Here is a 23287-nt window from a genome sequence, read left to right as displayed (position 1 = left end):
TATATGAGCGGTTTTATGCGTGGCGTTAAGGCTAATGTTCCGCTTTTGCCCAGTGTGGTTGCTTATGCCGGTGTACTTGGTGTCCTTGCAGCGCAGAAGTCCATCTCATGGGCGGATATGATGGCCTTGAATGTCTTTATGTTTGCGGGGTCAGCGCAGTTTGTTCTGGTGGATATGTGGAATGGTCCGCTTCCGGTGCTGGAGATGGCCTTGGCGGTGGTCATTGTGAATCTGCGCTATGTGCTGATCGGTGCTTCGCTCAAAGATTTGTTTACCGGGCAGGGCTTGTTGCGCCGTTTGGGAATTATGCATTTTGTCGCTGACGAGAATTGGGCCATGACCATGGTTGCGGCCCGAAAGGGCGAGGGTGATGTTTTCCATCTGCTTGGTGGCGGCCTGCTGCTGATGCTTTTTTGGAGTACCGGGACTATGGGCGGTATGTACTTCGGTGGTCTGATTCCCGATCCTAAACTGCTGGCACTTGATTTTGCTTTTACCGCAGTTTTTACCGCGCTGGCAGTTTCCCTCTGGCAAGGTAAACAGGATGCGTTACCATGGCTGGTAGCCATCAGCACATCAGTGCTGACCGAACATTTTATTCCCGGCAAGTGGTATATTTTAGTCGGCGGAATTCTCGGCGCAGTCTGTGCGGCGTTTGTTCCAGAACTTAGGCCGGAAGCAGAAGAGGAGAGCGTAGCATAATGAATCTCTATAGCCACGAAAACGCGCTCTTAGTCATAGCTCTCGCTGCTTTCGCAACGTACTGTATGCGAGTAGGCGGTCTGTTGTTGGCAGGCTACCTGCCCACCGGAGGACGTTTCGGCAAGGCCCTTAAAGCCTTGCCCGGAACCATTCTCATTTCTCTTGCCGCCCCGGGCTTCTTTAATGAAGGATGGATCGGATTTGCAGGCGGTATCGTAACCGTGGCAATCACTTTCAAAACTAAAAATGTATTTCTCGCCATGCTGGCCGGAATGCTGGTGGTGGCGCTGGGCAGATATTTTCTATAGCCAATTTTAATGAGCCAAAGCCGCGAAGCGAATTAAAAGGTTTTGGAAGAGTCCAGAGAACCCTTTTGCAAAAGGGTTCTCTGGACCTCGGAGAGCCGCCGGAGGCATTCCTAAACACTCATAGCCTTTTCAGCTAGATGCCATGCAATAAACCACATGGTAAGGCAAACTGCGCTGTCGAGCACTCGCCATGTTACGGGCTTCTTGAACAGCGGTGCCAGAGCCCTTCCTCCGAATCCGAGGGTATAGAACCATACAAAAGATGCGGACATGGCCCCGAATCCGAACATATAGCGATCCATACCGTCATACTGCCCGCTGATGGACCCGAGCATGACTACCGTATCCAGATAAACGTGCGGGTTAAGCAGGGTGATGGAAAGGGTTAGCAGGATTATTGATTTTACCCCTGTTCTGGCGACTTCCCCGGTCTCCAGCTGCCCCCCCTTGATGGCAGAGCGAAACGATCCGAACCCGTACCATGCCAGAAACGCAGCTCCGCCCCATGCAGCAGGTTTTAGCAGCATGGGGTTGGAAGCTATGAGCTCTCCGGTTCCCAATATCCCCAACGTGATCAGCAACGCATCACAGATGGCGCAAACCAGACAGACGGTCATGTGATGATTTTTCCTGATACTCTGGGTAAGCACAAAAGCATTCTGCGCCCCTATGGCGATGATCAACCCTGCTCCGGTTCCGAAACCCTGCATATATGGAATAAGTGATGACATTTATTGCTCCGTTTTGTTTTACGGGAATATATGGTGGGACTAGTAATTAGTAAAATTAAACATTTTCAATTCTCATAAGTTTAACTTATGATGTGCCATGCTTGATAATATTTTTCTGGAAGCACTGGCAGCGGTGATCGAAGAGGGCGGCTTTGATAAGGCTGCCTTGAAGCTTAATATTTCCCAATCAGCAGTCTCGCAGCGTATACGAAATTTTGAGGAACAATTAGGGCGTGTGCTGGTGGTTCGGTCAACCCCTCCTGAACCTACGGAGGACGGGCGCAAGCTGATTAAGCATCTGCATACCATCCGGCTAATGGAGCACGAGTTGAATGGTTCCATGGGGCTAAATCCTAGTGGTGAATTTGTAACTCTGCCCGTTGGGGTAAATGCGGACAGCCTTGCCACATGGTTTCTGGATGCACTTGATGGCTTCTTAAAAGAGCACAGTGTGTTGCTTGATCTTTATGTGGATGATGAGAACCGGACCCATGAAATGCTGCGCCGTGGAGAGGTAGTGGGGTGCATTGGAACCGTTTCAAAACCAGTCAAAGGATGCCGTAGCGATTTTTTGGCCACATTTGATTATGTCTGCTTGGGCTCACCAGAGTTTAACGAACGTTGGTTCCGTGCCGGGTTCAACCGAGAGACCGTATCAAAGGCTCCGGCTGCGGTTTTTAACCGTAAGGATGAAACCCAGTCACAGATGCTGGAAAAGGTTTTTCCTAGTGAGCAGATAGCACATCCTATTTTTTATGTTCCTTCTTCGGAATCCTTCGTGGATGTGGTCTGCCGGGGATTGGCTTACGGCATGGTTCCGGAATTTCAGGCTCAAAAGGAATTGGCTTCAGGACAGTTGGTTGAGATTATGCCGCAGGGCAGGGTTCCGGTTTCGCTTTATTGGCATTCGTGGAATGTTGAAACCAAATTATTGGAAGAGATGCGTCGTGAACTTGTAGGATATTTTAATAAAAAGGCTTAAAATTATGAGTTATTGCGGAAATATTCTTTTTAGTTAAATTTATTTGTATTTTTAAGTTGACATCTGTAGGGCGTAGCTGTAGTTCTTCTCTTCTCAGTGACGCGGGGTGGAGCAGCTTGGTAGCTCGTCGGGCTCATAACCCGAAGGTCGTAGGTTCAAATCCTGCCCCCGCAACCACCGATATTTCCGGTTATGGCGGAAATGTTTGCGGCAAAAAAGCGGGAAGCTTCTGCTCTTTTGACTGAGTTCAGGAAAATGTTCAAAACATATTTAAATCCTGAAAATATTTGAAAAATAATTTGCAAAAAACTCATCTGGGAGTTGACAGCAAATACCGGAGCATGTAGACATGCTCTCACAGTGACGCGGGGTGGAGCAGCTTGGTAGCTCGTCGGGCTCATAACCCGAAGGTCGTAGGTTCAAATCCTGCCCCCGCAACCACCATGCTTCATCAGAAAGGCTCAACCAAATGGTTGAGTCTTTTTTTGTTATGGCTTTATTTTCTTCTATGTCCCCGCCGACCATTCATGTCGCGCTTGCCTTTTTTTAGACCATGGTCATGGTGACAGCGTCCTCTGCCTCTCTTCGGCTCTGGTTGGTCTTTTAATGAATCCACGATTTTTAAAAGCAGTCTGCGCAATTCTTCTTTTTCTTTATTTTCAAGTGAAGGGAAAAGCTGTTCAATCGATTCTCGTTCAGCGTTTCCCTGGTTTGAAAACACTTCTTCTGCTTCTTTTGTGGCGGAGACAATAAAACTGCGGCGGTCGGCCTCATTCCGTTCGCGGCTTATTAAGCCATTGCGTTCAAGTTTGGAAATCAGTTCGCTCAGGGATGATGACCTGATATCCAGAATTTCCAAAAGCTGTGATTGGCTCATCGGGCCGTGCTCAAGCAAAATAGATATGACTTTGCCTTGTGCGTGCTGGCCTTGGTGCATGTGATGGTGGCAATGATGCATCCTGCCCATCAACCGGGAGGCATATTGCAGCAGGGTGGAAAGCTCCATGGTTTCCGTCGGAGTTCCAAATGATCTATGTTTCATATTTCCAGTCTCCTTAGTTGTTGAGGGCAGATACAGCGTATGCTTCTCCTTTAGGGCATGAAGGTGCGCTTAAAGGGCAGTGTTTTTTGCAAAGAGGGCAGAATCCTTCGGTGGTATCTCCGGCTATGAATGTGCCTGCTGCTTGTTTCTGGTTTGATGCTGCCGGCGTGGTTTCATCAGAGTAGTTAAGGTGCCCAAAAAAATCTTGTTCATGAAAGTTTTGGCCGTATCCCATGCTGCTACATCTATTTCGGCCCATTCCTCTTCCGCCATGTCTTTTGCCTCTGCCGGATGAATTTCTATGACTTCTTTTACCATTAAATCTTCCAAACATTATATTTCTCCTTGTGAATTGGTTTTTTGATCGAAAGGTACCTTCCTTTTGTGATGTTAATATATGTGTTGTTTTGTGTTTGTCAAGATAGGAAGGTACCTAGGTTGTTTTTGATAGTGCTTGGGACTTAGAAATTGCTTTTGCATCCTAACTCCAAGTGGGAAAAATGTGTCATCTCTCCGCTTTTTTACTGTTTCAATTTTGGAACATTATTTTCATTATTTTGATTGTTTAGAATTTGTGCACGAAAAAAAGCATTGTAATTCAGGTGTTTGGTCTAAGTTTTTGAGTTTTCAAGGAAAATCAAAAAAGTTTCAAATATATTTATTTTGGCACTAAACACAGCTGAAAAACTGTGTTAAGGGGTAGGTATCTATCAGTGCCTGGTGCGCACTGGGACGAGTTTTAGAGGTGGATTTAATTTTCTGATTTTTACGCTGTTTTTCAATTTAAAGCACGGGAAGGTAGCTATGACCACTGAAAACGAACTCCGCGAAATTGAGAATGGTTTAATTGATATCATTGATGAAGGCATTTCCGCATCCGCACTTGCCGAGCAGATTGAGCGATTTAAGGCAGGGTTCGCGCCGACAAAGCTTGAGCGGGCCTGCACTTTGAATGACGGCATTTATCAAATCAAGCCCTCTGAAAAGGAAGAGTTGCTGGATTGCTTTGAAGAAGCAGCTGATGAAGGACGTTTTACCAAGTTTGTTCCGGCATCGGGTGCGGCGACCCGTATGTTCAAGCATTTGCTGGCTAGGCTGAACAACGAAGATCTTTCCGATAAGGATGCTGAAATGGTTCAGACTTTTATGGATCTGCTCCCGGTGCTTCCTTTTTATTCTGCCTTGCAGGAAGTCATGAAGGAAAATGGTGCAAATCTTGAAGATTTATATGCGAATCAGGACTATGAAGAAATCCTTGAATATCTGCTCACTGAAAAGGGGTTGAATTACGCGGCAATGCCCAAGGGGCTTATTCCTTTCCATAGCTACGAAGACGGATACCGCACTCCTTTTGAAGAGCATATTGCAGAGGCCGTTGCTCACATTAAGGATCGTCGGGGTAAGGCGCAGTTGCACTTTACTGTTTCACCGGCTCATGAGCAGGACATTCGTGATCATGTCGCAGAGGCAATTCAAAATTATCCCGATTGTCGGTTCGATATTGGTTTTTCCCAGCAGTGTCGAAAGAGTGATACTGTTGCTGTGGATATGAATAATGAGGTTTTCCGCACAGACGATGGGAAGATTCTGTTCCGTCCTGCCGGACATGGTGCCTTACTGGACAACTTGCATAAGCTGCGCGGTGATCTGGTTTATCTTAAGAATATTGATAACGTAGTTCCCGACAGCATGAAGGGGGATACTCTGGAGTACAAGAAGTTGATCGGCGGATTGTTGGTCAAGCTGCAGGATCAGATTTTTGAATGCCTGAATATGCTGGAGAATCATAATTGCAGTGAATTTGAAGTTGCTGCGGTAGCTATCTTCGCGGTTTCTTATCTTTCCATGCAGTTGCCGGAAAATTTTGGGCAGATGAGTCTTGAAGATAAGATCACCATGTTGCGGGGCCGTTTGTCCAAGCCTGTCCGTGTATGCGGTATGGTTAAAAATGAAGGCGAGCCGGGCGGCGGGCCTTTCTGGGTAGATGGTCCTGACGGATTTGTTTCACCGCAGATTGTAGAGAAGAGTCAGGTGGACATGGAAGATCCCGAACAGGCTGCCATAGTTCAGACCGCAACTCACTTTAATCCTGTGGATCTTGTTTGCGGAATGAGAAGTCATCGAGGCGAATGGTATGCCTTGAAGAATTTCACCGATCCTGAAACCGGATTTATCTCAAATAAGTCCAAGGATGGCCGCAAGCTCAAGGCAATGGAGCTTCCTGGGCTTTGGAATGGTTCCATGGCTGATTGGATTACTGTTTTTGTGGAAGTTCCGCTAAGTACTTTTTCTCCGGTCAAGACTGTAAATGACCTCCTTAAGGAAGAACATCGTAGTTAAACTGTTAGTTATAAGCAGCTCAATAGCTATTCTGCCTCTGTATATATTGCAGGGGCAGAATTTTTTTATTCATATGATAGTTGTGTTGTTGTATTCATTATTGATAATGTTACTTTTTGAACATGTGCTTTTTCTGTTCTGATGTTGCGGAAATGTAACTTTATGTGTTACTTGTGATTGTGCCTGATAAAATTGAAATTTTTGAGCATGTCTGAAGGTCGATTGTACAATCAAGCAGTGGAGGTAAGCGTGAAAGAAGTTTTGGCGATGAGAAAATTTGTTGCCCCTGAACTTGTTTTCGGTGTCGGATCGTCCAAGCTTGCTGGGCAATATGCTGAGAATTTTGGGGTTAGCAGGGCCTTGATAGTGACTGATCCCGGTATTGTTGAATGTAGTTGGGTAAAGGCTGTTGAGAAGAGCTTAATTGATGCTGGAATAGAAACGTATATTTTTAGTGAAGTGTCTGAGAATCCCCGTGATGTGGAAGTTATGCGCGGGGCTGACTTTTATTTGGAAAACAGGTGCGACTGCATAATTGCCGTAGGTGGCGGAAGCCCCATGGATTGCGCCAAAGGAATCGGCATTGTTACCACTAATAATTCCCATATTTTGAATTTTGAGGGTGTGGATATGGTTGATGTGCCCGGGCCGCCCTTGATTTGTATCCCCTCAACAGCCGGAAGTTCCGCCGATGTTTCCCAATTTGCCATTATCACTGACACGGAGCGGGATGTTAAGGTAAGTATTGTCAGCAAGGCCATGGTTCCCGACGCAGCCCTGATTGATCCTGAGTTGACTACTACAATGGATGCCCAGCTGACGGCAGCTACTGGTATGGATGCTTTGACCCATGCCATAGAAGCTTATGTTTCAAATGCCAACTCCGCCTTAACTGATCTGCTGGCCCTTGATGCCATAGAGCAGGTTTCCGGTAATCTTGCCGCTGCTATTAAAGATCCCGGCAATCTTGAGTTTCGCGGGCAGGTTATGTTGGGGAGTATGGAGGCAGGGCTTGCTTTTTCTAATGCAATTCTTGGTGCTGTGCACGCTATGGCTCATAGTCTAGGCGGGCATTTGGATTTGCCGCACGGTGAATGCAACGCTATTTTGCTTCCTTACGTGATCAGGGTGAATTTTCCTTATGCTGTAAAAAGGTATTCGCGTATTGCTGAAAAAATGGGCGTATCAATTTCTGGCAAAACAGATGAGCAAATCTGTGATGATCTTGAGCAGGCAATTGTGAGCTTGAGTAGAGCTGCGGGAATAAATATGTCCCTTGGTGATTTGGGGCTTACCCGGGATGAAATTCCTAAATTGGCTGAAATGGCTCTTAAAGATGCTTGCATGGTAACTAATCCGGTTGAATTGAGTCAGGAAGATGTAGAGAAAATTTATGAAGCGGCGCTCTAAACCGAACTCCAATGAAAATGTCCGCAACAAGCTCATCGGGCTTGGCGAGACATCCATGCGTAAAAGCTATTATCCTGAACTTCGGGAAAGGATTAACGAGCTGGAGCGTTTCAGGGCTTTGGTTGAGAATGCCAATGATGCCTTGTTTGTGCTCGATGCATTTTCATGGAGTTTTGCGGACGTCAACAAGACCGCTTCAACGAAAACCAACTACAGCAGGGAAGAGCTTTTAGATAGTCCTCCGGAACTTGTTTTTCCTGAGGAAACCTGTTTCCTGCTGCATGAAGTTTTGATTGACGACGATGTCTATTCTTCATGGGATAAGGAAGATGTTTCCATGACAGATCTGCTCGGCAAGGGCGGGTCTCGTGTTCCGGTTGAAATGACTTTGCGGGTGCATTTTGTGGGTGGCAGGCTTTATATCGTTATGGTTGCCCGTGACGTGCGGCGCAGGCTGGCTGATCAAAGGGCATTGCAACGGACCCGTAATTATCTTGGTAATGTAATCGACTCCATGCACTCCGTGCTTGTGGGGGTAGATGAGGATTCAAATGTTGTGCTCTGGAATGATTATGCGCACAAGGAATCCGGAAGGGCTGCCGAGGATGCGGAAGGCAATTTTGTTTATGAAATGATGCCGGAACTACGTCGGTTTGAGCATTTGATTTCAGCAACTATTCGTGGCGAAGTTGAAGGCGGCACTGAAATTTTTCATATGGACCGGGATGGATACAATGTTTTTTATGAAATAGTTGTGTTCCCGTTCAAGGGGGATGAGGCCGGGGCTGTTATCCGCGTAGATGATATAACGGCAAGGACCCGCATGGAAGAGGTTATGGTTCAAACCGAGAAAATGATGACTGTGGGCGGGCTTGCAGCAGGGATGGCCCATGAAATCAACAATCCTCTCGGTGGCATCCTGCAAGGTATTCAGAATATCCAACGCAGGATTTCAGGTTATTTACCCAAGAACCATGCTGTAGCCGAAGAACTGGGAATTCCGCTTAAATCAATTCATGAATATTGTGAGAAACGGGGAATTATTTCCAAGCTTGAATCTGTCCGGCAGATGGGTGAAAGGTCTGCTCGTATTGTTTCCAATATGCTTCAGTTCAGCCGTCAGTCCGGCGGAGAAAGAGTTTGTTCCGATATTGAGCTTATTGTTGAAACAGCAATTGAGCTTTCTTTCAGCGGTTATGACTTTTACAGTAAGTCTGGCGGCGGAGGCTTGGAGATTGTTAAGGAATTTGACGATGCGCTGCCTCAGCCCTTTTGTTCGCCTTCAGAAATTGAGCAGGTTCTCATTAACCTGCTTAAGAATTCAGTTCAGGCTATTCTTGCTGACCCTGAGAGGAGGGCGGATGATATCGCCCGTATCGTTATAAGATTGAAACGGGATTCCGGATTCGTTCGTCTTGAAATTGAAGACAATGGTCCCGGAATGGATGCTGAAACACGTAAGAAAGCCCTAGAGCCATTCTTTACCACTAAACCCGCAGGGGAGGGTACCGGGCTCGGTCTTTTTGTCTCCTACTTTATCATCACCCAAAAGCATGGTGGCACCTTTGAAATTGAAACCAATCCGGGTGAAGGGATGAAGATTATTATCAGGATTCCCGTCGAGTGTTCGGCTTAGCTGCCCGTCTACATTGATTTCTCTATTGCTTCGGCTCTCTCAATCATTTTGTCTGCAATGCTGTTCAGGATTTCGCTTCCGGCGGCAATTGATTTAAGTTTCTTTTCATCAGTATGAACCCTTCTGAAAGTCCACTGGGCAATGTAAAAAGAGTCGTCCGGTTTATCGCATTTCCCAGCACAATATGATTTGATTTTCTGGGTGATGCCGGTTTTGATCTTTTCCCTGATGGTAATGGCATCTTTAAGGATTTTGCCAGAGTGGGCGGCTTTATTTCTTGCAGCTTCGGATTTGGAGTTGCGGGAATTATCCAGATCAAGCTGGAATATTCCGTTAGCTGAATCGACCCGTTTTTCCGCTTTGATGTAGCTGTCGAGTGCCTGCATTAGGTCCGGGTTGTCAGCCACAGCTTTGAGTACCGCCGCCACATGGCGGAGAGGCTGGCTGCTTGTGCGGAACATCTCAGCGCGCTGGGTTGTTGTCAGTTCACGGACAGAGAAATTGTCACCTTCAACGAATTTCCTTTCTGCAAGAATTCCCTTTTCCTCAATAAGGTCAAGCAGCTGTCCGGTGTCTGATTTTGAAATAGCAGCAAGCTTTCCCGGAGTGAGCAGGTAGGACCAGATGGATTTTCTCGCTGTGACAAGGTTTTCAGCATTGGGCATCAGTCCACGCAGATTCAGCCCGAAATGCATGTTGATCCCTTTGAATGAAGCAGAACTGAAGTCTTGCTTCGTTTTGTAGGGCAGTGATCCTGCCGGATGATAGCTGTCTGCAATGTATTGGGCGAGGTTCTCAAGAAAAACCTCAGTGATGATGGTTGCCTTGATCTTATCCACTGCCTTCTCAACCGGAGAATTTGCAGTTTTATTGGCTACAGGAGTTGTTGTTTTGGTTTTCGCAACTTTTTTATTGTCTTTTGAGGGACTAGATTCTGTCTGGTTCTCCTGTCCGGATTTAATTGAATTGCCGGATTTAGCGACTTTACCGGACACAGGCATTTTGCCGCTGGAACCGTTTTTATTGACCCATGCTGGAGCTTCAACTTCAACGCCGGTCTTTTCGCCTAGATCTTTCTGTACATAAAAAAACAGGGCAGCAGCGGATGCGGCGAAAACAACTGCAAATATAATTAAGGGGATTTTGAATTTCTTCATTGCGGCTCCAGTTGGGTTACCAATGGCGGTTCCATGCGAATTTAACGGTATTGGTCGGGCAGCATACGCCGGAGTCCGGCCTCATGGCTGCAAGATATACAGCACCTTTGGCGGCCTGTCTTGCTATGCGTCTAATTTTCGAGAAAAGTTCAAGTTGCTCGACCATTTCAGGGACCGGGATGTTGCCGGTTCCACCTGCGGAAAGCAGTTTTGCTTTCAGATCGTGATATGCAGATAACATGTCATGTATCATGTTGTCGATTTGGCAGAATTCTTCAGAACATGGATTTTCTGCAACATTTAAAACTCCGATGCAGGAGTTACGGAATACTGTGACCATATCTGCATCCGGCCCAAGCAGATCAAGGGCAGGCTTGAGTCTTTTCTTTTCCAGTGATGCGCAGAGTGCTCCGGCGGTACGAAAATATTGCAGCACGCGCAGGGCGGTTGCTACCTGTTGTCCCTGTTGTTCGGTCAGGGGGCGGGATTGCAGTCTGGCACAAAAAGAACGTGCCGCTTCAATGAGGCTGTCCTGCGCTGCTTTGTCTGCCGGGAGTGCGCCATATCCAAAGTCGGAATTAAGTCCTTTACGCACAATCCTGCGGGTAAGTTTTCCGATTCGCTCCATTTCGAGGGTCAGGGCGTCAAGGGCAAGGGATGGGGTGCCGATAACATTGTTGTCCAGATATTTGGGACGCCCTCGGTCGTCTTCCAGTGCTGCAAATCTTTTTTCAATAAAGGAGACAAGCTTTCCTGTGAAAGGCCAGAGAATCAGGACTCCCAGGAAGTTGAACACTGTGTGGAACAGGGCCAAGACAACGGCTGGCTCGTGGGGAATATGCATAACATCCATGCAGAAAAGGATGGATGTTATGAGCACCGGGAGCATGATCAGTGCTGCAAGGGCGGTGATAATATTGAAGATGATATGTCCGGTGGCTACCTTCTTAGCATTGATGGTGGCTCCGATAACGGAGAGCGCGGCAGTGGATGTGGTGCCGATATTTGTGCCGATAACGGCAGCAGCACCCTGATTGAGGTCCAGCAGACCGCTTACGGTGGCGGTGAGCACAAGGGCCATGGCAGCACTGGAACTTTGCATGAGCAGGGTCAGCATGAGGCCGATGCCGATAAATATAGGGATGGAAAGGGCTCCCATGGTGGCAAAGACAGAAAGATCGATACTGGATTCAATGCCCTTGAAGGCCATTTGCAAGGTGGAGATTCCCATGAGGAACAGGCCGAATCCGGCAAAGGCATCACCGAAAAATGCGCGCCGGGATGTCGGTCCGCTTAAGCGCATCAGCGCACCAAGGGCTATGACGGGTAGGGCAAAGGCTTTCAGGTTGACGCTGAAACCCACTGCCGCAACAATCCAGCCGGTGACGGTGGTTCCTATGTTACTGCCGTATATGACCCCGATGGACTGGGAGAGGGTGATCAGCCCGGCATTCACAAAGCCGATAACCGCAACGGTGACCGCACTTGATGATTGCACCAGTGCGGTAATCAGGAATCCTGAGAAAAGTCCCCGGCCCGGGCTTTTAGTCCATTGGCCGAGTATTTTCCGTAAGGATTTACCTGCTGCCTGTTTCAAGCCAGTGGTCATTAACCGCATGCCGATTAAGAAAAGGCCAAGTCCGCCGAAAAGATTTCCAAGTAATGCTAAATTCATATCAGATCATTCACTAGCTTGTTGAAATTAAGAGAGAAAATATGATCTGATATTCTCCTGTGTGGTGGGAAAAATCAAGAGAAAGGTTGCGGTAAATATGTAAAAGCAATTGTTTTGTAACAAAAAATCCTCCCGAAACCTAAGTTCCGGAAGGATTTTTAAGGTCTAATGGAATCAGCCGTAATTATTCGGGCTTGATTTTAATGTCCATTTTGTTCATTGATTCGATGATTTTGTCGCTGATGTCAGCAGACTTGTCGTAGCTGATAGCAGATTCAGTGGAGAGAATTACGGAGTAGCCGTTGGCCTGACGGTATTCATCAACAGCTTTGGTGAAACCGCTCTGCAGGGCTTCTACGATACGGTTCTGCTCTGCGCCCATTTTGTTCTGGTATTCGCCAAGTGCTTCCTGGAACTTGCGGGTATTTTCTTCAGTCTGGTTACCCGCAAGGGCTTTCTGCATTTCAGCAAATTTAGTCTGAAATTCTTCGCTTGATTTTTTGAGGTATTCCATGCCTTCATTTCCGGCTTTGCATTCTTTGAAAACCTTATTGGTATCAACGAATCCAACTTTGCCGCCGGAAGAGGCCTGCTGCTGACATCCGGCAATAAAAGCTGCCATGGCAATAATCAAAGCAAATTTCAGCATGTTTTTAAACATTCAATACTCCGTTAGTTAAAATTATTTTCATTTAGAGTTATTCGGTATAAACTCGGAAAGGTGCCATGTAAAATAAAAAAATCGTTTGAGGCAAATTAGAAAACATTAAAATTAAAATTTTGTACATTTCCGAAAATTATGTTACAAATATTTTCGAAAGTGAACATCGGACAGAGGTGGATCCGAATTTTTCCAATCAATTGGGGATAGTAAATTTTTACCCAAATAAAATATTGAGGACAAGATCATGAGAACCAAAGTTGTTGCCACTCTCGGCCCGGGATCCAGTAATGTGGAAACCATTACCAAAATGGTCCAGAACGGGGTCAGAATCCTCCGTTTAAATTTTTCCCATTCTGACGCAGAGAGCTTTAAGCCCGTTATTGCTATGATTCGTCAGGTTGAAAAAGAACTTTCCACTCCCCTTACTGTTATGGGGGACCTGTGCGGACCGAAGATCAGGGTAGGTGTTATTGAGGACGCTCCCCACGATATTGAGTCCCGTGCTTATGTTTATCTGGGACTTCCTGAGCAGGCTGATAAAGCCAAAGACCTGCCCTTTATTCCTCTTGATCAGCCCGAATTGCTGCAGGGTCTTGAGGACGGAATGGAAGTTTCTCTCAGTGATGGGATGCTTCAGTTTTTCGTAACCGAAACTCTTGAGAAAGATAAGCTGTACAAACTTCAGGCTCAGAACGCAGGTCTGCTTGCATCCAAAAAGGGTATCACCTTCCCTGGCAAGCATATCGCGCTTCCTGCTTTCACTGAAAAAGATAAAGTTGATCTGGCCGGTTGTATCGAGATCGGCGTTGATGCTATTGCCATGTCTTTTGTCCAGACTGCGCAGGATGTTCAAGACGTTCTGGATGCAATGAATAAGCATGGTGTGGTGCTGCCTATCATTGCTAAGATTGAACGCCAGAATGCTGTTGAAAATATTGAGTCCATTCTTGAGCTTGCCAGCGGTATCATGGTTGCCCGCGGTGACCTCGGCCTTGAGTGCAAGCTTTCTACTGTTCCTGTTATCCAGAAAAAGCTCATCCGTGCTGCTCGTCATGCCCAGAAGCCGGTTATCGTTGCTACCCAGATGATGCTTTCCATGGTTAAGAACCCCATTCCCACCCGTGCGGAAGCCAACGACGTGGCCAACGCAATTATGGACGGTGCGGACTGCTGCATGCTTTCCGAAGAAACTGCAATCGGTGCTTATCCTGCTGAAGCTGTGGGATACATAAAAGAAATCGCAGAGGGCACCGAGCCTTATTATCTTGAGCGTACTAAAGGCCCCTACAAGCCTGCCGATGAGCTTGTGCCTAATCCTGTTAAATATTTAAGCTACTCAGCCTGTCTGCTGGCGAAGGATATCGATAGTCCGGCTATTATCTGCCATTCCTCAAGTGGTTCTTCCGCAAGGCTTGTCTGCAGCCGTAGACCAGCACAGCCTGTCTATTGCCTGACTCCTGATAAGAGCGTTCCTGCATATCTCAACTTCTTCTGGGGTATTACTCCCATTGTGACTGAGTCAAAACTCACTAATCACAGGGATCGTCTGGTGGAATTCCTTGAGGCAAATGATAAGTTTGCGAAAGGCGAGGGCTTTGTGCTTGTTTCAGGTCAGCCCACTCCGGGGCAGACTATGCCCAAGACTAACGAAGTTAAGCTTTACTACAAGTAAGCTCGGCTGATCATAGTAATTAAGGACTCCCGGTACCGTAAGGTGTCGGGAGTTCTTATTTACCCTTTCAGCTTGTCTTTGATCAGCCCGTAGAAGGAGTTTGTGCTTGATTGGAATCGCCAGCCAAGGTGAGCCCTGCATTTGGAGCATGCGCTTATTTGCCATGTGTATCCGGCGAACCATGTGAACTCATCGGAGGGAGGGCCGGATGTGGCGCAGCCGGTCGCAGCAGAAAAGCATCTGATTTGAAATACATAGCCGTGGGGATTGAAAAATGAGTGTTCGTGGCTGTCATTAATTTTTGTTGAAAATGAGCTGTCTGTGATTTCAGCTCCGCATTCCCGGCAAAGGATAGCCTTCTTTTCTGATTCATGCAGTTCGTCTTTATCTTTGACTTCTATATCGAAGTCGGCTCCGGGAGGAGTTGTTTTCAGAAGGGAGCAGGGGAGTGGGGTATGTATTGTTTGCATGTAACGATTATAACCTGCGGGGTGGGGAAGGGCAAAGAAAAGAATGGATAAAGAAAAAGGCTGCCTTCTTTCGAAAGCAGCCTTTGAGCTATCTGGCTCCCCGGGAGGGACTTGAACCCCCAACCTAGTGATTAACAGTCACCCGCTCTGCCGATTGAGCCACCGAGGAATATTGATTGTTGCGGCGTTTCCCGCTGCAACGAAGATTGTTTTTACGGATTTGTCTTTGGGTTGTCAAATGTTATCTTCAAATTAATTAAATTTTTTTAAGGTGTGGGGTTAGGGTTTGAGTTTGATGGTTGAACATGGCTCAAAATGTCTGGTAGGGTAGTATGGTCTCAGGTTGATTGAACTTTGCTGGTCAGGAGACTGCATGGAAATCAAAAAGAAGATAGTTCGTATCGTCATTGCGCTGGTGAGTGTGGTTTATTTGTGTGCTCCTGCTAGTGCTGGCGATTCTGTTTATGTTGCCACTGTATTGTATCCTCCATTGGTCTTTGAGGATGTGGTGCCGCAATTCGGAAATGGTATGCTCAGGGATATTGTTACGGAGGCTTTTGCGGCCGAGGGGCTTGATGCTGAATATGATCTTCTGCCCATGTCCAGAAATGTCTGGTCGATTGTCAAAAGAGTGCGTGATTGCTGCTTGGGGTCCATGGAGTGGTTCAAGCGGAACGGACTTGAAGATAAAGTTGAATCTGTTGATATTATTCAGTTGAATTTTGTGGGTTTTTATAAAGTTAGACGGTTTCCTGATGGAGTTACCTTCAATCGGCTTGCAGATTTGAATGGCTATTCTTTTGGTAATGTTCGTGGGAGCAGTAGTCAGCGTACTCTGGATGAAGCTGGATTGAAGACGGACCTTGCATCCGATATCAGGATCAATTTTTTAAAATTGAATGCAGGGCGGTTTGATTTTGCCGTGGCTTTTCGGGTTACCGGGGAATATTTAATTTGGGAGTTGTTCCTGGAAAAAGCTCCTGAGTTTAGTTTTACCAGCAAGTCAATTCAGCAGATGAAGCTTTCAGTTATCTTTCAAAAAAGAAACAGGCGATTGAAACAGAGATTTATGAAAGGATTGGCAAAGATAGCCCGTAATGGAATATATTATTCGATTCTGAAAAGGTATCACGTAAACGGTATCGTGCCTGAGGATATTATACCGGAAGATTTGAGGAATATTGTGAAGAGATGAGACGGATAAAGAAAAAGGCTGCCTTCTTTCGAAAGCAGCCTTTGAGCTATCTGGCTCCCCGGGAGGGACTTGAACCCCCAACCTAGTGATTAACAGTCACCCGCTCTGCCGATTGAGCCACCGAGGAATATTTTGTGTTGAGGAGTTTTCCCCTGCAACGAAGATGGGTTCTACGGATTTGTTGCGAGTATGTCAAATGTTATCTTTGATTTAAATGAGTTTAGTTTTTCTAAGGGGCATTATGTCGGAATTACGGTGGAGCTGACTTCGGGGTATATATATTAAATGTAGGGAAAAGAATTTTCGTGGAATAAATTGTAGTTGATAAATTTGGCAGCTAATTGAAATATAAAGAAAAAGGCTGCTTTCAAATGAAAGCAGCCTTTGAATTATCTGGCTCCCCGGGAGGGACTTGAACCCCCAACCTAGTGATTAACAGTCACCCGCTCTGCCGATTGAGCCACCGAGGAATATTTTGTGTTGAGGAGTTTTTCCCTGCAACGAAGATGGTTTCTACGGATTTGTTGTGAGCATGTCAAATATTATCTTTAATTTAATTTAAATTTTCTTTAGACTTTCTTTCAGGGATTGATTTTGGCCTGAGTACAGCCTTTATTGATACTGATTGAGATCCATTTATGAATGTACTCAGTTTTAATCTTGGTAGAGAAGATTTCCGGGTATATATATTTAAATGTAGGGAATATATTTTTCGGGAAAGAAGAATGTGGTCGTTAAATTTGGTGGCTTTCTGGAATAAAAAGAAAAAGGCTGCTTTCAAATGAAAGCAGCCTTTGAGCTATCTGGCTCCCCGGGAGGGACTTGAACCCCCAACCTAGTGATTAACAGTCACCCGCTCTGCCGATTGAGCCACCGAGGAATATTGGGTTGTTGCGGCGTTTCCCGCTGCAACGAAGATGGGTTCTACGGATTTGCTGCGCACTTGTCAAATACTTTTTCAAAAAATATTTGTGCGCGAAAGTGAACTATTAAAGATGTACTTTCTTGACGACAAAGGGTAATTAGCTTAGGCAATCAACGGATCTTGTATTTATCTAGACTTTATTCGGTTACGGAGAATTAATAACTTGAGCGGCAAGAAGAAAAAGCAAATCAAGCTGGCAACCAAATCAGAGCATGTGCAATCATTTATGCCCATGCTTGAGGCTCTGCAAGCTCAGAACGAACTCAATCAGGTTCTGAAGAATCGTGTGGAAAAAGCCTGTGGCCTTCTCGACGAAGGTGTTCCGCTTTACCCCAACGACTTCAGTAAAGATACAGAAGTCTCAGACATCTGGGGCAATTATGACGAACTCGGAGGAGAGGAGCTGGAAGCTCTGGGCAAGAAGTTTAAGCTTGCCGGCAGAGTTATCACTCACAGATCTTTCGGTAAGGTCGCATTCTTTCATCTTCAGGATCCTACCGGCAGGATTCAGGTATACGCAGCCAGAGATGACCTCGGCGCAGACCTGTACAAAATTTTTAAGAAATTCGATATCGGCGATATTGTCGGCGTTGAAGGTACTCTCTTCAGAACCAAAACTGATGAGCTGACTGTCAAGGCTGAGAAGGTAGACCTGATTACCAAATCCATGCGCCCGCTTCCTGAGAAGTACCACGGACTCAAGGATGTGGAGACCAGGTACCGCCAGCGTTACGTCGACCTCATCGTTACCCCTCGCGCACGCGAAATTTTCCAGAAGCGCACCCTTATTGTTCGGGCTATTCGTAACTATCTGGATTCCAAGGGCTTCATGGAAGTTGAAACTCCCATGATGCACCCCATCGCAGGTGGCGCGGCGGCTCGTCCTTTCACCACCCATCACAATGCACTCGATATGCAGCTCTACATGCGTATTGCACCCGAGCTTTATCTCAAGCGTCTGTTGGTTGGTGGGTTTGAGAAGGTTTACGAAATCAACCGAAACTTCCGTAACGAAGGTATTTCTGTAAGGCACAATCCTGAATTCACTATGCTTGAGTTCTACTGGGCTTATGCCAACTTTGAAGACCTTATGGATCTGACCGAGGAAATGGTTTCCTCCGTCTGCAAGGAAGTTAATGGCGACACTGTCATTGAATATCAGGAAGAAAAGATCGACCTCACTCCCGGAGCGTGGCACCGTATGGCTTTCCACGAGTCTCTTGAGAAGGTCGGCGGTGTATCTCCTGAAGTCTACAATGACTACGATAAATGTAAGGAGCTGGTTAAAAAGCTCGGTGAGAAAGCAGTTGAGGGCGAAAAGCTCGGTAAGCTGCAGGCCAAGCTCTTTGACGCGTTGGTTGAGCCTAAGCTGATCCAGCCGCACTTTATTTATCATTATCCCACTGATATTTCCCCTCTTTCCAGAAGAAATGAGGAGAACCCGGATATTACTGACCGTTTTGAACTGTTCATCTACGGTCGTGAACTGGCAAACGCCTTTTCCGAACTCAACGACCCCGTGGACCAGCGTTGCCGTTTCATGGAACAGGTTGCGGAGAAGGATGCCGGTGATGATGAAGCCCACAACATGGACGAGGATTATGTCCGCGCCCTTGAATACGGTATGCCCCCGGCTGCAGGTCAGGGTATCGGGATTGACCGTCTGGTCATGCTGTTGACCGACAGTGCTTCCATCAGGGAAGTTATCCTGTTCCCGCTCCTTAGAACCGAAGGTGCTTCCGGTAATGGTGGCTCATGAAGTTTGAACTCTTCGTCGCACTGAGATACCTCTTTACACTGAGAAAGAATAACTTCATCTCAGTTATATCTCTCTTTGCCGTGTGCGGCGTTGCTTTGGGTGTAGCAGCCCTGATTGTGGTGATAGGGGTCATGAACGGTTTTTCAACCGATCTCCGTGACAAAATTCTCGGAGTCAATGCCCACGTCATCGTGACCGCATACGACGGCACGCTTGAAAACTACCATCACATGACCGATAGAATTGAGAAGATTCCGGGCGTTACAGGTGTAACGCCCTTTATCTATTCTGAGGTTATGCTCTCCTGCGGCGGGGGAGTTAAAGGTGTCGTTCTTAGAGGGGTTGATGCTGAAACCGCCAAAGGCGTACTCAGTCTGCCCGGTGATATGGTTTCCGGAAGCGTAGACAGTCTGTCTAAAGACGGTAAGCTTCCAGAAATTGTCATAGGAAATCAGTTGGCGCGTCGTCTTGGGCTTGTTCTTGGCGATACCGTGAATCTGCTTTCCCCCTCAGGGACACGCACTGCTGCGGGATTTACCCCGAAAGTTCGGGTGTTTAAGGTTGGTGGAATCTTTCGTACAGGAATGTACGAGTATGATTCTTCGCTGGCTTACATCAGTAATACTGCAGCTCAGAAATTGCTTGGTTTCAAGCGGGATTTCGTATCCGGTCTTGAAATTCGTCTCGCAGACGTATATGCAGTTGATAACATAGGCAAACTTCTTGATAAGGAGCTTGCCGGGTACCCGGTGCAGATCAGGAACTGGCAGGAAATGAATGCCAACCTGTTTGCAGCGCTTAAGCTTGAAAAGACAGCCATGTTCATCATTCTGGCAATGATTGTCATGGTCGGTTCTTTCAGCATCATCACCACTTTGGTCATGCTGGTCATGCAGAAGACCAAGGATATTGCAGTGCTGATGTCTATGGGGGCGACTTCCGGGAGTATCAGAAGAATTTTTATGTTGCAGGGAACTTTGATCGGATTGATTGGAACAACCATCGGATACTTGATCGGTATTCCGGTGGCGCTTTTGCTTAAAAAGTATCAGTTCATCAAGCTGCCCAGCAATGTCTATCCGGTGGACTATCTGCCCATCAGGATGGATTGGATGGACTTGACAATTATCGGTGTTGCGGCGTTTTTGCTTTGTTTTCTGGCTACTTTGTACCCGGCAAAACAGGCGGCTGCCCTGGAACCGGCACAGGCTTTAAGGTATGAGTAATTTGCTTTACGAACTTACTGATGTCGTAAAAGAATACGAAGGACCGACCGAGACTGTGCGGATTCTGGATAACGTCAACCTTACGGTTGACTCCGGAGAGTCCCTTGCCATTCTCGGGGCATCTGGGTCCGGCAAGACAACGTTGCTGCATATTCTCGGCACCTTGGATACTGCTTCCAGCGGAAATATCCATTTTGCGGGAATGAATATTAATGATATGACACCTGAAAAGCGGGCCGAAGTGAGGAACAGGGGAATCGGTTTTGTTTTTCAGTTTCATCACCTTCTTCCGGAGTTTACCACTCTGGAAAATGTTGCTCTTCCTGCCATGATGGCAGGCATAGGTCAGGGGGAAGCTTCTGACATGGCCCGTGAAGCCCTTGGGCTGGTAGGGCTGCAGAATAGGATTGATCACCGGGTGACCACTTTGTCCGGAGGGGAAAGGCAGCGTGCCGCCATTGCGCGGGCTATCCTGCTTAAACCTAAAGTCCTGCTCGCAGATGAGCCTACCGGTAACTTGGATGAGAAGACAGGGAAGATGGTCGGAGAAATGCTGGCTTCCCTTAATGAAGAGCTTGGAATGACGCTCATTGTTGTGACACACAATATGGATTTGGCCGGGGTTATGAAACGCCGGTTTGAGTTGCGTTCCGGAGAACTGTATGCCCAGAACTAGAATTCTGCTTTTACTGATTGCGGCAACTTTTGCTTTTCTGATTAATTTCGGAACAAGCAAGGCTCAGGCGGAAGACGCCTCAAGCATTATTATTGCCGTACTTCCTTTTGAAGTTAATGCTGATGCTGATACACAATACCTCAAAGACAGTTTACCTACTCTTCTTTCAGACAGATTGCGCGAGGCAGGATTCCGCGTAGTTGACCAGAAAAAGGTCATGGGACTTGTCGATGAGCAGGGTTATGAATTTTTGAATATTCAGGCTGCCAAAGATATGGCACTTCTGTCCGGAGCGGGATATTCAGTTTACGGTAGTTTTAGTCAGATCGGCGAAGATCTGAGTCTTGATGTTCGTCTTGTGGAAGCTTTCGGTATGAAACCGGCGGTTCCCCTTTTTGTTTCAAAAAAAGGGCTGATCAACCTTCTTCCGGCTGTTGATGAACTTGTTTCCAAGATGAAGCTGGAGTTGCTCAGTCAGGATAAGATCGCCGATATCGAAGTCCGCGGCTGTCGGGTTCTTGATAAAGACGTCATTATGATGCGTACCAATATCAAGACCGGCGATATCTATACTCCCTCCAAAATCAACGCAGACCTCAAAAATATTTACGCCTTAGGTTATTTTGACGATGTTACAGTCAAGGTTACTGATGTACCCGGCGGCAAGAAGATTATCTTTGATGTGAAGGAAAGGCCGCGCATTCAGGCCATTACCGTCAAAGGTGAAGACGCCATTGATTCTGAAGATATTCTGGCGGCAGTTAATACCAAGAAGGGCGCGGTTATGAACCCCAAGGTTCTTTCCGATGACCTGAATACCCTGCGTGAAATGTACCGCAAGGAAGGTTATTACAACGCCAAGATTGATTACAATATTGAGGGTGAAGGCGCGCAGGCCCGTTTGAATCTTAATGTCGATGAAGGCAAGAAGCTCTATATCGAAGGTATTAATATTGAAGGTGCCAAGCAGCTTGATCCTGATGAAGTCAAGGAGCAGCTCGCTCTTACCGAAAGGGGCTGGCTTTCATGGTTCACCAAGACCGGTGTGCTCAAAGAAGAACTTCTCGAGCGTGATGCTGCTGCGATTCTCGCTTACTACGGTAACCGCGGTTTCATTGATGCCAAGGTCGGCGAGCCCGAGCTGGATATCAAGGATGACGGCATCTACGTTACTTTCAAAGTTAAAGAGGGTGATCGTTATAAAGTCGGCAAGGTCGGCTTTCAGGGTGACTTGATTGTCAAGAAATCCCGTTTGCGTGAACTTATCACTGCTGACGATATGTCTGATGGCGGTGAATATCTGGATCGTTCTCTCCTGCGCGAGGACATGAAGGCTATTTCCGATTTTTATTCCAACTACGGTTATGCCTATGCTGATGCCAATATCAAATTTGACCAGCATAAAGATGAGAAGGCCGTAGACGTAACCTTCATCATTTCCAAACGCCAGAAGGTTCATATCCGTAGAGTTCTTATTGAAGGCAACTCCAAGACCAGAAACAATGTTATCTTGCGTGAAATGCGTCTTGCGGATGGCGACCAGTTCAGTGGTTCTAAGCTGCAACGTTCTATTGTTCGCCTGAATAAGCTGGATTACTTCAGTGAAGTTGATATTGAACCAGTTCCCACCGGGGACCCCGGTGAGATGGACTTGAAGGTTAAGGTTAAGGATAAAAACACCGGTATGGTAAGTGGTGGTATCGGTTACTCTACTTCAGACAGCGTTTTCGTCTCCGCAAAGATCACCGAACGCAACCTTTTCGGTCGCGGTATGGAATTCTCACTTAACGGTGGTTGGAGTTCAAAGACAATCAGTTACGGTCTGAGTTTCTATAATCCCCGTATTGATGATACCCTTTGGGGGGGCGGTTTTAATACCTATTGGCGTAACGATGACTATACCGATTACGACAAACAGACCATCGGTGGTGTTGTTTCTGCCGGTTATCCCCTCGGTGAATATACCCACTTCTACACCAACTATCGTTTAGACTTCTACAACATCTCTGAAGTTGCAAATGATGCTGCCCAGTCCATCAAGGATATCAAGGGTGACAACTGGGCTAGTGTCATCACTGCCGGTGTGAAACGCGATACCACCAACAAGGCTTTCAACCCCTCAACCGGTACTGTGAATAACTTGGTAGTTGAAATGGGTGGTGGTGTTCTCATGGGTGACGACTCCTTTGTTAAGTACACCTACGACTCTAACTACTTTACTCCGGTATTCTGGGATCTGGTATTCCACTGGAAAGGTAGCGCCGGTTTTATCCACGATAACTTCGGCGGCGGCGAAATGCCCGTGTTTGAGCGTTTTTATCTTGGTGGTATCAACAACGTCCGCGGTTATGACAGCCGTGAAATCTCACCTCGTGACAGTGATTCAAATGACCGTATCGGTGGTAACAAGATGTTCTACATGAACTTCGAACTCTTGTTCCCCATCAACGAAGAACTCGGCCTCGTCGGTGTTACCTTCTTTGATATCGGTAACTCTTGGGATGACGGCCAGAGCTTCTTCTACGACACCAAGCAGTCTGACGGGAAAGACCTTTTCCTCGGAATGTACAAGAGTATTGGTGCCGGTCTGCGCTGGTTCTCCCCCATGGGGCCGATCAGGGTAGAATACGGTTATGGGCTTGATAAGCTTGAAGACAGTTCAAGACATAAGATTGAATTCTCTATGGGACAGTTCTTCTAGCAGAATTTGACATATT

Annotated in this window: 19 protein-coding genes and 6 tRNA genes; 14 read left to right on the top strand and 11 right to left on the bottom strand. The window is 46.7% G+C overall.

All coding sequences use genetic code 11. The annotated features are described in order from the left end of the window. The first annotated feature begins 3 nt into the window (after nt 1-3). Nucleotides 4-702: an AzlC family ABC transporter permease gene (locus ACO05Z_RS13015; protein ID WP_421902611.1), complete on the top strand. Its 699-nt coding sequence runs from the start codon at nt 4-6 to the stop codon at nt 700-702. Continuing rightward, nucleotides 702-1010, top strand: a complete 309-nt coding sequence (locus tag ACO05Z_RS13010) for an AzlD family protein (protein ID WP_421902610.1) — start codon at nt 702-704, stop codon at nt 1008-1010. The genes ACO05Z_RS13015 and ACO05Z_RS13010 overlap by 1 nt, the downstream gene beginning before the upstream one ends. Nucleotides 1011-1120: 110 nt before the next feature. On the opposite strand, the gene ACO05Z_RS13005 is transcribed toward ACO05Z_RS13010, so the two are convergent. Beyond that, complete coding sequence (locus ACO05Z_RS13005; protein ID WP_421902609.1) at nt 1121-1741, bottom strand: LysE/ArgO family amino acid transporter; 621 nt, start codon at nt 1739-1741, stop codon at nt 1121-1123. A 97-nt stretch (nt 1742-1838) separates the two neighbouring features. On the opposite strand from ACO05Z_RS13005, the gene ACO05Z_RS13000 reads away from it, so the two are divergent. From ACO05Z_RS13000 to ACO05Z_RS12990, 3 genes are all read left to right on the top strand, one after another. Beyond that, nucleotides 1839-2723, top strand: a complete 885-nt coding sequence (locus tag ACO05Z_RS13000) for a LysR family transcriptional regulator ArgP (protein ID WP_421902608.1) — start codon at nt 1839-1841, stop codon at nt 2721-2723. 100 nt (nt 2724-2823) lie between these two features. Continuing rightward, nucleotides 2824-2900 (top strand) — tRNA-Met (locus ACO05Z_RS12995). A 187-nt stretch (nt 2901-3087) separates the two neighbouring features. Next, nucleotides 3088-3164 (top strand) — tRNA-Met (locus ACO05Z_RS12990). A gap of 55 nt (nt 3165-3219) precedes the next feature. Here ACO05Z_RS12990 and ACO05Z_RS12985 read toward each other — a convergent pair. Together ACO05Z_RS12985 and ACO05Z_RS12980 are read right to left on the bottom strand one after the other, a co-directional pair. Continuing rightward, the gene (locus ACO05Z_RS12985; protein WP_421902607.1) at nt 3220-3765 is read right to left on the bottom strand and encodes a MarR family winged helix-turn-helix transcriptional regulator; all 546 of its coding nucleotides are present in this window, start codon (nt 3763-3765) and stop codon (nt 3220-3222) included. A gap of 123 nt (nt 3766-3888) precedes the next feature. Continuing rightward, entirely contained in the window at nt 3889-4095 is a 207-nt protein-coding gene (locus ACO05Z_RS12980; RefSeq protein ID WP_421902606.1) for a hypothetical protein, read from the bottom strand. A 474-nt stretch (nt 4096-4569) separates the two neighbouring features. Here ACO05Z_RS12980 and ACO05Z_RS12975 point away from each other — a divergent pair, with 474 nt between their 5' ends. The 3 genes from ACO05Z_RS12975 (at nt 4570) to ACO05Z_RS12965 (ending at nt 9151) form a co-directional block, all read left to right on the top strand. Then, nucleotides 4570-6105 (top strand): DUF4301 family protein, encoded by a 1536-nt coding sequence (locus ACO05Z_RS12975; protein ID WP_421902605.1) that lies wholly within the window; start codon nt 4570-4572, stop codon nt 6103-6105. Nucleotides 6106-6354: 249 nt separating this feature from the next. After that, the gene (ercA, locus tag ACO05Z_RS12970) at nt 6355-7515 is read left to right on the top strand and encodes an alcohol dehydrogenase-like regulatory protein ErcA (protein WP_421902604.1); all 1161 of its coding nucleotides are present in this window, start codon (nt 6355-6357) and stop codon (nt 7513-7515) included. Next, nucleotides 7499-9151 carry a PAS domain-containing sensor histidine kinase gene (locus tag ACO05Z_RS12965; protein ID WP_421902603.1) on the top strand — a complete coding sequence of 551 codons (1653 nt, stop codon included), beginning with the start codon at nt 7499-7501 and terminating at the stop codon, nt 9149-9151. The genes ercA and ACO05Z_RS12965 overlap by 17 nt, the downstream gene beginning before the upstream one ends. Nucleotides 9152-9159: 8 nt before the next feature. Here the strand turns inward: ACO05Z_RS12965 and ACO05Z_RS12960 are convergent, their stop codons facing one another. The 3 genes from ACO05Z_RS12960 to ACO05Z_RS12950 form a co-directional block, all read right to left on the bottom strand. Then, entirely contained in the window at nt 9160-10308 is a 1149-nt protein-coding gene (locus tag ACO05Z_RS12960; protein ID WP_421902602.1) for a hypothetical protein, read from the bottom strand. Nucleotides 10309-10324: 16 nt separating this feature from the next. After that, nucleotides 10325-11983: a Na/Pi cotransporter family protein gene (locus ACO05Z_RS12955; RefSeq protein ID WP_421902601.1), complete on the bottom strand. Its 1659-nt coding sequence runs from the start codon at nt 11981-11983 to the stop codon at nt 10325-10327. A gap of 184 nt (nt 11984-12167) precedes the next feature. Further along, nucleotides 12168-12644 carry an OmpH family outer membrane protein gene (locus ACO05Z_RS12950; protein WP_421902600.1) on the bottom strand — a complete coding sequence of 159 codons (477 nt, stop codon included), beginning with the start codon at nt 12642-12644 and terminating at the stop codon, nt 12168-12170. 247 nt (nt 12645-12891) lie between these two features. Here ACO05Z_RS12950 and pyk point away from each other — a divergent pair, with 247 nt between their 5' ends. Continuing rightward, the gene (gene pyk, locus ACO05Z_RS12945; protein WP_421902599.1) at nt 12892-14319 is read left to right on the top strand and encodes a pyruvate kinase; all 1428 of its coding nucleotides are present in this window, start codon (nt 12892-12894) and stop codon (nt 14317-14319) included. Nucleotides 14320-14378: 59 nt separating this feature from the next. Here pyk and ACO05Z_RS12940 read toward each other — a convergent pair whose 3' ends face one another. Both ACO05Z_RS12940 and ACO05Z_RS12935 read right to left on the bottom strand, forming a co-directional pair. Then, nucleotides 14379-14789, bottom strand: coding sequence for a cereblon family protein (locus ACO05Z_RS12940; protein ID WP_421902598.1), 411 nt, complete (start codon nt 14787-14789; stop codon nt 14379-14381). A gap of 93 nt (nt 14790-14882) precedes the next feature. Beyond that, nucleotides 14883-14958: transfer RNA gene (locus ACO05Z_RS12935), tRNA-Asn, on the bottom strand. Nucleotides 14959-15162: 204 nt separating this feature from the next. On the opposite strand from ACO05Z_RS12935, the gene ACO05Z_RS12930 reads away from it, so the two are divergent. Continuing rightward, complete coding sequence (locus ACO05Z_RS12930; RefSeq protein WP_421902596.1) at nt 15163-15984, top strand: substrate-binding periplasmic protein; 822 nt, start codon at nt 15163-15165, stop codon at nt 15982-15984. A gap of 51 nt (nt 15985-16035) precedes the next feature. On the opposite strand, the gene ACO05Z_RS12925 is transcribed toward ACO05Z_RS12930, so the two are convergent. From ACO05Z_RS12925 to ACO05Z_RS12915, 3 genes are all read right to left on the bottom strand, one after another. Then, nucleotides 16036-16111 (bottom strand) — tRNA-Asn (locus ACO05Z_RS12925). 267 nt (nt 16112-16378) lie between these two features. Continuing rightward, nucleotides 16379-16454: transfer RNA gene (locus ACO05Z_RS12920), tRNA-Asn, on the bottom strand. Nucleotides 16455-16788: 334 nt separating this feature from the next. After that, nucleotides 16789-16864, bottom strand: a tRNA-Asn gene (locus ACO05Z_RS12915). A 277-nt stretch (nt 16865-17141) separates the two neighbouring features. Between ACO05Z_RS12915 and lysS the strand changes: the two genes are divergently transcribed. The 4 genes from lysS to bamA are packed head-to-tail and all read left to right on the top strand — an operon-like array spanning nt 17142 to nt 23271. Next, on the top strand, nt 17142-18668 hold the full coding sequence (gene lysS, locus ACO05Z_RS12910; RefSeq protein ID WP_421904186.1) for a lysine--tRNA ligase: 1527 nt from the start codon (nt 17142-17144) through the stop codon (nt 18666-18668). Further along, complete coding sequence (locus ACO05Z_RS12905; RefSeq protein WP_421902595.1) at nt 18665-19894, top strand: lipoprotein-releasing ABC transporter permease subunit; 1230 nt, start codon at nt 18665-18667, stop codon at nt 19892-19894. Before lysS ends, ACO05Z_RS12905 begins: the two co-directional genes overlap by 4 nt. Further along, nucleotides 19887-20570 carry an ABC transporter ATP-binding protein gene (locus ACO05Z_RS12900; RefSeq protein WP_421902594.1) on the top strand — a complete coding sequence of 228 codons (684 nt, stop codon included), beginning with the start codon at nt 19887-19889 and terminating at the stop codon, nt 20568-20570. The genes ACO05Z_RS12905 and ACO05Z_RS12900 overlap by 8 nt, the downstream gene beginning before the upstream one ends. After that, entirely contained in the window at nt 20557-23271 is a 2715-nt protein-coding gene (bamA, locus tag ACO05Z_RS12895) for an outer membrane protein assembly factor BamA (protein WP_421902593.1), read from the top strand. The genes ACO05Z_RS12900 and bamA overlap by 14 nt, the downstream gene beginning before the upstream one ends. The last annotated feature ends 16 nt before the right edge of the window (nt 23272-23287 follow it).

This window comes from Maridesulfovibrio sp., assembly GCF_965230075.1.
Taxonomy (GTDB): Bacteria; Desulfobacterota; Desulfovibrionia; order Desulfovibrionales; family Desulfovibrionaceae; genus Maridesulfovibrio.
This window is presented reverse-complemented; position numbering and strand designations above follow the sequence as displayed.